General features: G+C 63.1%; 10 protein-coding genes. 7 read left to right on the top strand and 3 right to left on the bottom strand.

Going from position 1 to position 12,608, the window contains the following annotated elements; translation table 11 throughout:
- Window positions 1-50: 50 nt before the first annotated feature.
- From L6758_RS05205 to L6758_RS05215, 3 genes are all read left to right on the top strand, one after another.
- Window positions 51-1,091, top strand: a complete 1,041-nt coding sequence (locus tag L6758_RS05205) for a polyprenyl synthetase family protein (RefSeq protein ID WP_237204809.1) — start codon at window positions 51-53, stop codon at window positions 1,089-1,091.
- A gap of 140 nt (window positions 1,092-1,231) precedes the next feature.
- Window positions 1,232-2,848, top strand: a complete 1,617-nt coding sequence (locus tag L6758_RS05210) for a sodium-dependent transporter (protein ID WP_237204729.1) — start codon at window positions 1,232-1,234, stop codon at window positions 2,846-2,848.
- A gap of 1 nt (window position 2,849) precedes the next feature.
- Window positions 2,850-3,014, top strand: a complete 165-nt coding sequence (locus L6758_RS05215) for a methionine/alanine import family NSS transporter small subunit (protein WP_237204728.1) — start codon at window positions 2,850-2,852, stop codon at window positions 3,012-3,014.
- Window positions 3,015-3,297: 283 nt separating this feature from the next.
- Here L6758_RS05215 and menD read toward each other — a convergent pair whose 3' ends face one another.
- Window positions 3,298-5,025, bottom strand: a complete 1,728-nt coding sequence (menD, locus tag L6758_RS05220) for a 2-succinyl-5-enolpyruvyl-6-hydroxy-3-cyclohexene-1-carboxylic-acid synthase (protein ID WP_237204727.1) — start codon at window positions 5,023-5,025, stop codon at window positions 3,298-3,300.
- Between the two features lie 9 nt (window positions 5,026-5,034).
- Entirely contained in the window at window positions 5,035-6,114 is a 1,080-nt protein-coding gene (locus L6758_RS05225; RefSeq protein ID WP_237204726.1) for an o-succinylbenzoate synthase, read from the bottom strand.
- Between the two features lie 218 nt (window positions 6,115-6,332).
- Between L6758_RS05225 and L6758_RS05230 the strand changes: the two genes are divergently transcribed.
- Window positions 6,333-7,775: a phosphatase PAP2 family protein gene (locus tag L6758_RS05230; RefSeq protein WP_237204725.1), complete on the top strand. Its 1,443-nt coding sequence runs from the start codon at window positions 6,333-6,335 to the stop codon at window positions 7,773-7,775.
- Window positions 7,776-7,787: 12 nt separating this feature from the next.
- Here the strand turns inward: L6758_RS05230 and L6758_RS05235 are convergent, their stop codons facing one another.
- Window positions 7,788-8,702, bottom strand: a complete 915-nt coding sequence (locus L6758_RS05235; RefSeq protein WP_237194869.1) for an MBL fold metallo-hydrolase — start codon at window positions 8,700-8,702, stop codon at window positions 7,788-7,790.
- Window positions 8,703-8,912: 210 nt separating this feature from the next.
- On the opposite strand from L6758_RS05235, the gene gluQRS reads away from it, so the two are divergent.
- The 3 genes from gluQRS to putP all read left to right on the top strand — a co-directional run bounded on the left by gluQRS (window position 8,913) and on the right by putP (window position 12,556).
- A complete protein-coding gene (gene gluQRS, locus L6758_RS05240) occupies window positions 8,913-9,884 on the top strand; it encodes a tRNA glutamyl-Q(34) synthetase GluQRS (protein ID WP_237204724.1) in 972 nt (323 codons plus the stop codon).
- Window positions 9,885-9,892: 8 nt separating this feature from the next.
- Window positions 9,893-10,831, top strand: a complete 939-nt coding sequence (locus L6758_RS05245) for an EamA family transporter (protein ID WP_237204723.1) — start codon at window positions 9,893-9,895, stop codon at window positions 10,829-10,831.
- Window positions 10,832-11,056: 225 nt separating this feature from the next.
- Window positions 11,057-12,556: a sodium/proline symporter PutP gene (putP, locus tag L6758_RS05250; RefSeq protein WP_237204722.1), complete on the top strand. Its 1,500-nt coding sequence runs from the start codon at window positions 11,057-11,059 to the stop codon at window positions 12,554-12,556.
- Window positions 12,557-12,608 lie beyond the last annotated feature (52 nt).

Consider the following 12,608-nt stretch of genomic DNA (forward strand, 5'->3'; position numbering starts at 1 on the left):
CCCACCGAAGAAATGTGAAAGACACCGTGACTGAACCCACCAGCTCCCCTATGAGCGTTGAAGCGCTCATGCCCGAAGCTGACTTCAACCTGCCCAAGGGGTTTGAACTCATTGCGCAGGACGCTGAACTCGGCCCCAAGATTCTTGAGGCCCTTTCTGAGGTTGAGCAGCGCCTAGAACGCGCGGTTGCCCAGACCAATCACCTGGCAGACGTAGCCTCCCGCCACCTGCTTTCTGCCGGTGGCAAGCGGGTGCGCCCCCTGCTCACCCTGCTGGCTGCTGAGGCCGGTGGTGGCATCAACGACCGGGTCATCGACGCAGCTGTTGTCGTTGAGCTGACCCACCTGGCCACCCTCTACCACGACGACGTTATGGATGATGCCCCCAAGCGCCGCGGTGTAGATACCGCCCAGAACATCTGGGGCAACTCGGTCGCCATTCTGACCGGCGACCTCATCTTCTCCCGCGCCTCCCTGATTGTTTCCGAGCTGGGTGGCCGCGCTCTAGCCGTCCAGGCCCAGACCTTTGAACGTCTGGTACTGGGTCAGCTCTTTGAAACCACCGGCCCCGAGAAGAACGAAGACATTCTCAGCCACTACATTAAGGTCATCGAGGGCAAGACCGGCTCCCTCATCGCAGCAGCAGGTTCCTACGGCACTATCCTGTCGGACTCCCCCGAGGCAACCGTGCAGATGCTGGCCCGCTACGGCGAATTGGTAGGCGTGGCCTTCCAGCTGGCCGACGACGTCATCGACGTCACCAGCTCGGGGGCGGCGTCCGGCAAGACCCCCGGCACCGACCTGCGCGAGGGCGTCCCCACCCTGCCCACCATCCTGCTCGACCGGGCTGCCGCAACCGGCGACCTTGAAGCCCAGCACGTCCAGCAGCTGATTCAGGGCGATCTCACCAGCGACGAGGCTCTAGCCGAAGCCGTTACAGCGCTCTCAGCCCACCCGGTCACCGCAGAAGCCTGGGAGATTGCCTACCAGTGGGCTGATGACGCTATCGCAGCCATCGAGCCCCTACCCGACTCAGTCGTCAAAGAAGCGCTCAAATCTTTCGCTCACGCCGTCGTCCACCGCGACGCCTAGAGCTAATCCCGGCGGGAAACCGCCGGGATTTTTTTGCCCAATTTTCCATCCACTATTTGAGATTTATTTATCACTTGCTAGTCTGAACCCACATACTACAAAAGATTCATTCACACGTTAGCCTGCGGAGGACTACTCACATGAGTTCAAACCCCACCTCAGCGCCCAAGAAACGAGAAGGCTTCTCAAGCCGCAAGGTCTTCATCTTTGCAGCTATCGGTTCAGCCGTTGGTCTCGGTAACATCTGGCGCTTCCCCTACGTCGCCTACGATAACGGCGGCGGCGCCTTCATGATCCCCTACCTGGTCGCCCTGCTCACCGCGGGTCTGCCCTTCCTCTTCTTTGACTACGTCATCGGTCACCGCGCCCGCGCATCCTCTCCCCTGGCCTTCCGCCGCCTGAACCGCAAGACCGAGTTCATCGGCTGGTGGCACATGGGCATCAACTTCATCATCGCTATCTACTACGCAGCGATTCTTGCCTGGGCTGCCCGCTACTTCATCTACTCCTTCACCCATGCCTGGGGTGACGATCCGCAGACCTTCTTCTTCGCGGACGTCCTGCAGCTGGCTGACCCGGTCGCTCTCACCTTCGACTTCGTGCCCGGCATCCTCTACCCCCTGATCGGTATCTGGGTACTGCTGGCCCTCATCATGTCCCTGGGCGTGCAGAAGGGCGTGGGCCTGGCTAACGTCTTCTTCATCCCCGTGCTGGTCATCATGTTCCTGGTTATGGTCGGCTACTCCCTGACCCTGGACGGCGCAATGACCGGCCTCGATGCCCTCTTCACCCCCGACTGGGCCGCTCTGACCGAGCCCGGTGTCTGGGTTGCAGCCTACGGCCAGATCTTCTTCTCCCTGTCCATCGGCTTCGGCATCATGATCACCTACGCCTCCTACCTGAAGAACAAGACCAACCTGACCGGCTCCGGTGCGGTTGTGGGCTTCGCGAACTCCTCCTTCGAGCTGCTGGCCGGCATCGGCGTCTTCGCAGCCCTGGGCTTCATGGCAACCGCCGCTGGCACCCAGGTCTCCGAGGTCGCAACCTCAGGTATTGGCCTGGCCTTCATCGCCTTCCCCACCATCATCTCCCAGGCCCCCGGCGGCACCCTGATCGGTGTGCTCTTCTTCGGCTCCCTGCTCTTTGCAGGCTTCACCTCCATGATCTCCATCGTCGAGGTTATCGTTGCCGGTGTTGAAGACAAGTTCAACCTGGGCCGTGTGCGCTCCACCCTGCTGGTCATCGCCCCCATCGCGGTAATCTCAACCCTGCTCATGGCCACCACCTCCGGCCTCTACGTCCTGGATATCCTGGATAACTTCGTCAACCAGTTCGGCATCCTCGCCGCAGGCCTGGTCTCCATCTTCGTAGTTGCCTACCTGCTACGCGCCCTGCCGATCTTCCGCGACCACCTCAACGAGCGTTCGTCCTGGAAGATGGGCAAGCTCTGGATGTTCCTGCTGGCAGGCATCACCCCCGTCATCCTGGGCTACTCCCTGATCAACACCTTCATCGACCTGATCAACGAACCCTACGAGGGCTACCCCGACCAGATGCTCAACATCTTCGGCTGGGGCATGGTCATCGCCCTGCTGGTCGTAGCTATCATCATCTCCATGCTGCCCTGGTCTAAGACCTCCCGCGCAGCGCTGACTCCCCCGGCTCCCCCGGTTGCAGGCGGCAAGGTCGTCCACGACCACGTAGACGCCACCGCCCAGTCGGCAGCCCAGTCAGCCACCGAAAAGGAAGGTGCCTAGCATGAGCTCCATCGCCATCGTTATGCTGATTGTCTCCATCGCCCTCATCTGGGGCGGCCTGGGCCTAGCCCTGGTTCATCTCTCCCGCAACCCCGACGAATCGGGTAGCGATGTAGAGGCCGACGAGACCGCAGTTCCCTGGGCCACCGAAACCGCCCAGAAGTAACCGGCCCTCCGCAGAGAAAAGCCCCTCCACACGCAGGTGTGGAGGGGCTTTTTAGAGCTCCCGATGCTGTTTATGAAGGAAAGGTAGGCTCGCGCTGGATGAAGCCCAGCAGATTCCGAGCGCGCGAGGAAAATAATCTGCGGGCGGAATAGGCGTAAGCCTGACCCTCTCGCCCCGCCTTGCGGCGGATTTCGTTCGCTCTTGTGTGCTCGCGCGCTCGCACCCGCTCACTTCATCCGAGCCAGCAGCTTCGCTGCGAGCCCACCTTTCCTTGTCTAAGACCCTACGGCCGCACCACCCTGACGCTGATTCCGTTCTCGCCCCAGGCTGCTGCGAGTTCTTCGAGCTGTGCAGTGTGCGGGGTGGTGAAGAAGCGGCGGACGGCCGGGGCGAATTTCTCGTGTTGGGCTAGTTGGCCGTGTTCCAGGGTTGAGAAGATTCCGCCGCCCCGGTCGTCGTAGACCAGCACGTCGAGGTTGGGTTTGCGTTCAAGGGGGCCGATGTTGAGGGATCCGGTGTCGTGTAGGAAGGTGAGGTCTCCGACGAGCACGCGTACCGGGCGGTTGAGGGCCAGGGAGATTCCGGACGCGGTGGCGATGGTGCCGTCGATGCCGGCTAGGCCGCGGTTGGCAAAGACCAGGGGGGAAGCTGCCAGGGAGGGGGCAATGAGGTCAAGGTCGCGGATGAGGTTGGATGAGCCCACCATCAGCACGGCGCCATCTTCTAGGCAGCTCCGCCAGGTGGTGTCGGCGAGAGAGTAGCCTGCGGTGCGGTCGGCTGAGCTTGCGCCGGGTTGGTCGTTCAGGGTGTAGGTGCCTGCCTGGTAGTCGGCGACCTGCTGGTTCAGTTCCCGGGCTAGTTCCTGGCCGGCTTCGCTCCAGCTGGTCGTCCAGTCGTGGCCGTCCTCGGTGGTAGCGCCGTGGCCTGTGCCTGCAAAGTCGGCCAGTTCAGCCAGGGTCGCAATCTCCCGCAGGTCAAGGGCCCCGGGCTCATACCAGGGGGCAGGTGAGGGGGCGTAGAGGGCGCGTTCTACCCTGGAGTTGGCCAGCAGGGTGGCAACCGGCCGGGAGAGAGTGGGGTGGCCGAAGATGACGGCCCGCTCAACCTGCTGCCCCAGGTGCCCTGCCAACACCTGCCGGTAGGCGGGCACGGCCAGGGGTGAGAAGCGGGCGTTCGATGAGGGTTCGGCCAGCAGGGGCAGTCCCTGCTGCTGGGCAAAGGCCTGGGCGATAGGCCCTGCTCCGTCACCGGCCACAACGACGGTACGGCGGGCGGTGCTGGCGCCGTCTATCCGTGTAGCCCCCTTGCCGCTGCCCGTGCGTAGCCAGCTAGCTGCGCTTGGGTCGGCCGGGGGTAGTGGGGTGGCAGGTGCCGGTGGGTTCTCAGCCAGTGAGCGCGCCCACCGTTCTAGGATCTGCTGGTCAAGGAGGTTGGGGGTGAGCGGGGTGTCAAGGGCCAGGTTAATCTGGACGGGGCCCCGCGGGGTGGCTGAGGGGGCGTCCCAGTTGTCTGTTGAACGCCCGGTCAGTGCAGCGAGCGCCGCGTTGAGTTGGTCGCTCTGGGGGTCGGTTGGGTCGGCCGTGTAGTTTTCGAGGGTGCAGGACGCCCGGGTGTGGGCGGGAGCAATCACTTGCTGGTCGGTGGTTTGGTTGGCGCCGGTGCCCTGGAGCCGGGCAGGGCGGTCAGCCGAGAGCAGGGCCAGGGGTGCGCCGGCGTGGTAGGCCTCCATGAGGGCCGGGAGGCACTCGCCCACGGCAGTGCCGCTGGTGGTGACGATACCCACCGGTTGGCCGCTGGCCTTGGCTATTCCCAAAGCTGTGAAGGCGGCGCTGCGCTCGTCGATGCGCACGTGGGCTTCGATGACTCCTGCCTGGTCTAGGGCTGCGAGGGCGTAGGCTAGGGGGGCTGAGCGTGAGCCCGGAGCGATGAGAACATGCCGCATTCCTGCCCGCACGAGGGTGTCGAGCACAGAAATTGCGGTCATAAAGGAGGTTGAGGGTGCATCAGTCACCCCACCAGTTTACTCGCTGCCCTCTTCGAGACTCGGCCGGACTCTGCTGCTGCCCAGTTGCCCCTGGTCAAGCAGGCGGTAGCAGGCTTCGATTCGGCGGTGCCACCAGGCGGTGCGGTCGGGGCTGGTAGCTACCTCTTCGAGCAGATGAGGCTCGGGTGTGATGTCCCGCAGGGGCAGCTCCCCGTCCCGGGCCACAAGGGGGTGGGCGGTGACGTCCTTGGCCATCAGTGAGACCGTGCCCAGGCCGCACCCGTAGGGCAGCTGCGGCAGGGCGGCGGCCAGCGCTGCCCCGGTACGGATGCCGACCGAACTTTCAAGGGCAGATGAGACAACCGCGGGCAGGCCAGCTTGTTCTACCAGCTGCAGAGCCCGCCTCACCCCGCCCAGGGGGGCGGCCTTAATAATGAGCGCATCGGCAGCGCCCAGGCGGGCAACCCGCAGCGGGTCGTCAGCCTTACGGACGGCCTCATCAGCGGCAATCAGCAGGGGGTTACCGTGCGCCCGCAGCTCATCGCGCACCCGCGCCAGCCCCTCAATACCCGGGACCGGCTGCTCAGCGTAGAGCAGGTCGTAGTCAGCTAGCTCGTTGAGGGCGCGGACGGCCTGGGCCTCAGTCCAGCCGCCGTTCGCATCGATCTTCAGGCGGGCTCCCGGGCAGGCGTCGCGCACCGCGGCTACCCGGGCTAGATCTTGGGTTAGAGATTCTTCAAAAGGCAGCCCAGCTTCAGCCACCTTGATTTTGATTTCCCGCACCTGCCCCTCGTAGCGGCCCAGCACCGCCTCAACTTCGTTAGCAGCCACCGCCGGAACCGTAGCGTTAAGGGGAATACTGGTGCGCAGCGGCTGCGGGTAGGGCAGCCAGGCCGCCTCGATAGCGCAGGCCAGCCAGGCGGACGCCTCCGCCGGCTCGTATTCGAGGAAGGGGGCAAACTCTCCCCACCCTTCCGGCCCCTGGATCAGAGCGGTTTCACGTAGGCTGACGCCGCGGAACTTCACCCGCATGGGCAGAGCCACTACACGGGTCGCCGACAAGATTTCTTCAAGCGGAGGCAGGGAAATATTAAGGGGCAGGGCGCTAGCTGTCATACCTTCTAATCTACTCTTCTACCGCTTCTACAGGGCAGCTTGGGGGCGTTCGCGCAACATTAGGGGTTCTCTCAGGAAAGTCCCATGTGAGTTTGCCACAATAGCACTACAGGCTGAGCCTGTTAGCTCTTAGCAGGGTCTAGGGCTGAAATAGCAGGTACAGCTTGGTAGGCTCGTTGAGGTGTCTACACGCAGCAGAAAGGTCTTTGGGGATAACTGTGAGTTTTGAGAAGCGCGATTCTAACGCTGTTTCTGGCACACCCGACGATGCCACCGAGGTGCTAACGCCCCAGACCTATACCGACCGCACGGTTGCCCTGCCGACCAGCCCCGGTGACGACGCCACCGAGGTGCTTCCCGCTTCACGGGCACGGGCTACTTTTACAGATGATGACGCCACCGTGGTACTCCCTGCCGCGCCTTCTGCTCCCCAGGGCGAGGCCATCAAAGCTAAGCTCCAGGCCGGTACCGCTAGTGGCCTGGCGGCAGCTAAGACCGGTTTTGCCGCCGCGCAGGCAGCGGCCCAGGAGGCAGCGCACCGGGTCAAGAAGGAACGTGCCGCCCGGGCGGCGAGCAAGGCCCGCACCCAGGCGGCAGCCCCGCGTCCGGACGCAGTCAGCGCCCACCGGGCGCCGCAGGCTAGCTACGGGGCCCCTGCCGCTGCTCCACAAGGACGCCCCCGCCCCGGCCACCCGGCGCAGGGCTACGGCCAGGCGCCCTACAGCAGCCAGCCTCATTCAGGGGAGTACTCCCCCTCGGGCCGGCTGCATATGCTCACTCCCTCGCATATTCGACAGACCCGTCCCTCGCTCTGGACCCTGATCCAGCACTTCTTTGCGGCAGGAACCCTCTTCTGCCTTCTGGTTGCGGCCTTTGTTTTCTTTATTACGACTCCAACCGGCCAGGAGCTCGATGAGATTTCCTTTCAGGAATTCTCCTACCAGTTCATGACCTACACAGAGCAGACCTCCACCCTGCTCGACTTCATTCCCACCGCCGCCGGTATTACCGCGGCTATCGGCATTCTCTTTGTGCTGCTGTGGAAGCACCGCTTTGTGCCAGCCCTGGTCGGTGTGGCCATTGCCGCCGGTGCTAATCTCACCACCCAACTGCTGAAGAACTACATCATCGTCAAGCCCAACCTGGGTATTCAGGAGGCCCTGGGTAACTCGGCACCGTCCGGCCACACGACCTTCGCAGCCGCTGCGGGCCTGGCCCTCTTCCTGGCCTCCCCCAAGCGCTTCCGCCCCACCGTAGCGCTCATCAGTATGGTCTTTACGGTAGCGGCAGGTTACTCCACCGTGGTCAATGGCTGGCACAGGCCAGCCGATGTGGTCACAGCTATTCTGGTCACCGGGCTCTGGGGCGTACTAGGTCTGGTTATTCTGCGCTTCATGCGCTCCGAAGAACTCGATATGAGCGACACCCAGCGCTCCGGCCTAATCCTGGTACCTCTGCTTTCTATCTCGGGATTCTTCTCGGGTTTCTGCGCTCTAGCCCTCTACTGGGTGACCTACACCAACCCGATTCCCGGTTCTGCCTTTATGGCAGCCATCTGCCTCATCGGGGCGGTAGCGGCCCTGACCACCAGCACCCAGGTCGCCCTGCTGCGCCCCCAGAATAAGAAGCGCAGCGCCTACCGGAAGGTCTGGGCTTACTAGGCCCTCAGGGCTTTAGCCTTGCCCCAGGGTAATGGGGCCGGTCAGGCCAGAGGCGGCGTCCCCCTCAAACGTGACGGTTGAGAGCCCCTGCCCTTCAGCCTCACGGGCTTCAAGCTTCGTGAGACGGTCGAGCAGTATACGGGTGGATCCACCCGAATAGGGCAGCTGGTACATCGAGGCTGTCGTCGCCCCCTTGACCTTCTTCAGTGCGGATTCAGCGATTTTCTGTACGGCGTCTTCCATGGTGTCGGCCATACGCTCGATGAAAGAACTCTCCACCGGGGTACCGTGCCCGGGAACGAAGATACGGTAGCGGTCGAGCCCTGCCAGGGTGCGTAGGGTGCTGACCCACAGTTCGGGGTAGGAGTCGTCGAAGGCGGGGTCTGAGCCCTGCTCGATGATGTCACCGGCGAACAGGACGTCGTCTACGCCTACCAGCACGTCACCGTCGGTGTGGGCCAGGCCCAGGTACATGAGGGTAACGGCCCGCTGGCCCAGTTCTACCCGGGTAAAGGCCGGACGGGTACCGTCGCCGGGCAAGAACCGGGTGGGTACGACAAGCTGGGTGTTGGGGCCAGCCTGGTGGGCCATCTCGGGTTCTAGCACCTCAACGTAAAGACGCTGACGGTCACCGTAGCTTTCAATGGCCCGGGCAGCGCGGGGGTGGGCCCAGATATCGGTGACTCCGTCGGCTGCGAACACGGCGTTGCCCATGAAGCGGTCGAAGTGCGCGTGGGTGTTGACCGCAACCAGAGGAAGCTCGGTGACCCGTCGCACGGCTCTCAGGATCTCGGCTCCCTGACGGGGCCCGGCACCGGTGTCAACCACCATAGCCTTCTCTGCGCCCACAATCAGACCGGAGTTAAGACGGTAGTTATCCGTTGAGATCTGATAGATACCATCGGCAATTTCAAGAGTTCTAGCCATACTCTCTAAGGTACTTGAAATAAAAGGTGCCTACCGTGTTTACGAGTGGCTGGGCAGTTATTTCTCACCACACTGCCCTTCTTTAACGGTGTTACGCAGGTTGAGCGCAATCTTATGTCATAAAAAGATGTATCACCTTAGCTACCAGCTCATCAGGGGGAGCTGCCCTCAACCCCGCTAGCTTCCCCTGGGCACTAGACTAGTGGGGTGATGTCTATCAAAACCGCTCCTGTTCCCGTTCCCTGCGGCCGTTACGCGCCTTCCCCTTCCGGTGACCTGCACCTGGGCAACCTGCGCACCGCCCTACTGGCCTGGATGATGGCCCGTACCGCGGGAGGCCGTTTTGTGATGCGGGTGGAGGACCTAGACCGGGTCAAGAAGGGGGCGGCAGAGCGTCAGCTGGCCGACCTAGCCGCCCTGGGCATCGACTGGGACGGGGAGGTGCTCTACCAGTCCACCCGCCTAGATGCCTACGCGGACGCCCTTAACCGCCTGCGAGAGGCAGGGCTAGTTTACGAGTGCTACTGCACCCGCAAAGAAATTCAGGAGGCCTCCAGCGCCCCGCACGGCGCCCCCGGCGCCTACCCCGGCACCTGCCGCAACCTCACCGAGGCAGAACGTGCCGAGCGCAGGCAGCTGAGGCCGGCGTCCTTGCGCCTCAAAGCCCAGGTGAGCGAATGGACTGTCACCGACCGTTTCGCCGGGGAATACACCGACGCGGTCGATGACTTTGTGCTGGTGCGGGCCGACGGGGTCTACGCCTACAACCTGGTGTGCGTGGTTGATGACGACTACCAGGGGGTCACCGAGGTGGTGCGCGGCGACGATCTGCTGCCCTCTGCCCCCCGCCAGGCCTATCTAGCTCACCTACTGGGGTTGCAGGTGCCCACCTATGCCCATGTCCCCCTGGCCCTCAACACCGAGGGCAAGCGCCTGGCTAAACGGGACGGGGCCGTGACCCTTGCTGAGCTCACCGCCGCCGGGGTCAGCACCGACCACATCATGCGCATGATTGCTGCCTCTATTCCCCTGCCCCCGCTCACCGGGGCGAGCGCGGGCGAAAGCGGCCCCCACCTGCCCGAAACCGCCGCTGAGATGCTCTCTGTCTTTAGCCCAGACCGTATCAAGCAGGCCCCCTGGACGGTGGTAGACCCGCTGCTCGAAAGCACCTGCGGGCTTTAGGAGGCGCTGTGAACCTCGCTGACCGCATACCGGCCGAACGTCGGGGCACCGCTGCCCTGCTTCTGATCCTCACTGGTTCCCTGGGTATTCAGATTTCAGCTGCGATTGTCTCGGTGCTCTTTGCCAGCGTTGGCCCCACTCAGGTCGCCGCCCTGCGTGCCCTGATTGCCGCCATAGTCCTGTGGGCGCTGGTGCACCCTAACCCCCTTGCCCTGCGGCGGCGGGACCTTCCTCAGGTGCTGATCTACGGGCTGGTGCTGACCCTGATGAGCATCTGCTTCTACAACGCGGTGCACCACATTCCTTTGGGTGTGGCGGTGACCTTTGAATACCTGGGTGCCTTTGTGGTGGCTCTGCTCGGTGTGCGGCGCCTGCGCGACGGGCTCATCGCCTTTTTCGCTCTGGCCGGGGTTGTGATGATTGCCGGGCCTACCCTCGCGGGGGACGCCCACCCTATCGGCTTCATCTGGGCCCTCGGGTCAGCCGCCTCAATGGCCGGCTACACCATCTTCTCGGCCCGCATGGGTTCAGCGTCCGCCGCGACCAGCGGCCTGCGCGGCACCACCATGTCGTTGGCTTTTTCGGCGCTCATCCAGCTTCCCCTGTCAGTGCCCGCTATGGCGGGGCTGGACGCGGACGCCTGGTTCAAGCTGGCGCTCTCCGCCATCGTGGGCGTAGCCCTGGCCTATTCTGCCGATAACATCGCCGGGCAGCTGACCAGCGCCGCCGTCATCGGGGTGCTCTTCTCCATCGACCCCGTGGTAGGGGCTATCGTGGGTACCTTCATGCTGGGTGAAGTGCTCTCTGCCTGGTCTTACCTGGGTATTGTGCTCATCGCCGCCTCCGGCGCCTACATCGTCTGGCGCACCAACAGGTCAGCCATCGCGGTAACGCTGCATACATCGGCCCTACCCGTGATAGATCCACGCTCGCAGAAGCACTCTTAAGAAAAGCTCACCGTTTTTGTACGAAGATTCTAAATAGCTTCAGGCGGCGAGATAGTGTCACCCAGACCCTCAGGGTGTAAGCTAACGCACAGACCAAAACGTGTGCCTCAGCAAATACCTCAAGTAATCTAAACAAGATACTTTAGAGAAACTGCACATAAGGGAAGGTGCGCCGACGCACCCACCCCAGCCCGCACGTCCTCGCCTACAACCCAAGGGGAGCTCATGAGCAACACCACCTACCAGCTGATAGCCCTGGCTATCTACTTCGCCGCCATGGTCGGCATCGGCATCTGGGCCAAGTCCAAGAACAAGAACCTCGACGACTACGTACTGGGCGGGCGCTCCCTCTCCCCCACCGCCGCTGCTCTCTCCGCAGGAGCCTCGGATATGTCAGGCTGGCTACTCATGGGCCTGCCCGGCGCCCTCTACATCACCGGCCTGGCCGAAGCCTGGATCGCCATCGGTCTAACCATCGGCGCCTGGCTCAACTGGAAGTTCGTAGCCCCCCGCCTACGCGCCTACACCGAAGTCTCCAGCAACTCGGTGACCGTCCCCTCCTTCTTCCACAACCGCCTGCGCGACTCCCGCGGCATCATCCGCATCTTCGCAGCCCTGGTGATTCTGATTTTCTTCACCTTCTACGTCTCCTCCGGCATGGTCGCCGGGGGCGTCTTCTTCCAGTCGTCCTTCGGCGGTAACTACCACACAGGCATGCTGCTGGTCGCCGGCATTACCGTTGCCTACACCCTCTTTGGTGGCTTCCTGGGTGCAACCTACACCGACGTCGTCCAGGGCCTGCTCATGCTCACCGCCCTCATCGTCCTGCCGATTATGGCCCTGGTTTACGTCGGCGGCTTCTCGGGCCTTGAAACCACCATCGAGTCCGTCAACCCCACCGCCCTCTCCTTCTTTGCGGGCACCACCGTGTTGGGCATTCTTTCCTCAGCTGCCTGGGGCCTGGGCTACTTCGGCCAGCCCCACATCATCGTGCGCTTCATGGGCCTGCGCTCAGCCCAGGGCGCCACCGCCGGCCGCCGCATCGGCATCACCTGGATGATCGCCACCCTGGTTGGCGCTATGAGCGCCGGTCTCATCGGTATCGCCTACTTTGCCCGCCACCCCGAAGCAACCCTGACCGACACCACCAATGCTGAGTCAGTCTTCCTGGATATGTCCCAGATTCTGCTCCACCCCCTACTGGCTGGGTTCGTGCTGGCAGCGGTGCTGGCAGCTATTATGTCAACCCTTTCCTCCCAGCTGATTGTCTGCTCATCTGCCCTGGCTGAAGACCTCTACAAGCTCACCAGCGGCGGCAAGGAACTCTCAGACGCCAAGGGCCTCTGGCTAGGCCGCGCGGGCGTGCTGGTTGTCTCTGTCATCGCAGGTCTGCTGGCCTGGAACCCCGACTCCTCCGTGCTCTCCCTGGTCTCCTTCGCCTGGGCAGGCTTCGGCGCAGCCTTCGGCCCCATCGTGATTCTCTCCCTCTACTGGCGCAAGCTCACCGCACTTGGTGCCGTCGCAGGCATGGTGGCAGGCACCATCACCGTCTTCGTCTGGGGCTACAACGAGGTGCTCTCGGGTTACATGTACGAGATTGTGCCCGGCTTCCTGGTCAACCTGCTCTTTGCCTACCTGGTGTCGGTTGCCACCTACAAGGGTGACTCCGCCACCGCCCGCGAGATCAACGAAGAGTTCGACCGCGCCGTGGAGCTCTCCCGCTAAGCTAGTTTCCGCTAGAACCACCAGCCAAGGTTCTTCTTTTGTCAGGACGCCG

Source organism: Rothia nasimurium (genome assembly GCF_928382285.1).
In the GTDB taxonomy this organism is placed as follows: Bacteria; Actinomycetota; Actinomycetes; order Actinomycetales; family Micrococcaceae; genus Rothia; species Rothia nasimurium_E.

Coding starts and splice junctions, on each gene's coding strand:
- L6758_RS05215 (WP_237204728.1), top strand. CDS start 2,850: ATGAGCTCCATCGCCATCGTTATGCTGATTGTCTCCATCGCCCTCATC.
- L6758_RS05235 (WP_237194869.1), bottom strand. CDS start 8,702: ATGGCTAGAACTCTTGAAATTGCCGATGGTATCTATCAGATCTCAACG.
- putP (WP_237204722.1), top strand. CDS start 11,057: ATGAGCAACACCACCTACCAGCTGATAGCCCTGGCTATCTACTTCGCC.
- L6758_RS05210 (WP_237204729.1), top strand. CDS start 1,232: ATGAGTTCAAACCCCACCTCAGCGCCCAAGAAACGAGAAGGCTTCTCA.
- L6758_RS05205 (WP_237204809.1), top strand. CDS start 51: ATGAGCGTTGAAGCGCTCATGCCCGAAGCTGACTTCAACCTGCCCAAG.
- L6758_RS05225 (WP_237204726.1), bottom strand. CDS start 6,114: ATGACAGCTAGCGCCCTGCCCCTTAATATTTCCCTGCCTCCGCTTGAA.
- gluQRS (WP_237204724.1), top strand. CDS start 8,913: ATGTCTATCAAAACCGCTCCTGTTCCCGTTCCCTGCGGCCGTTACGCG.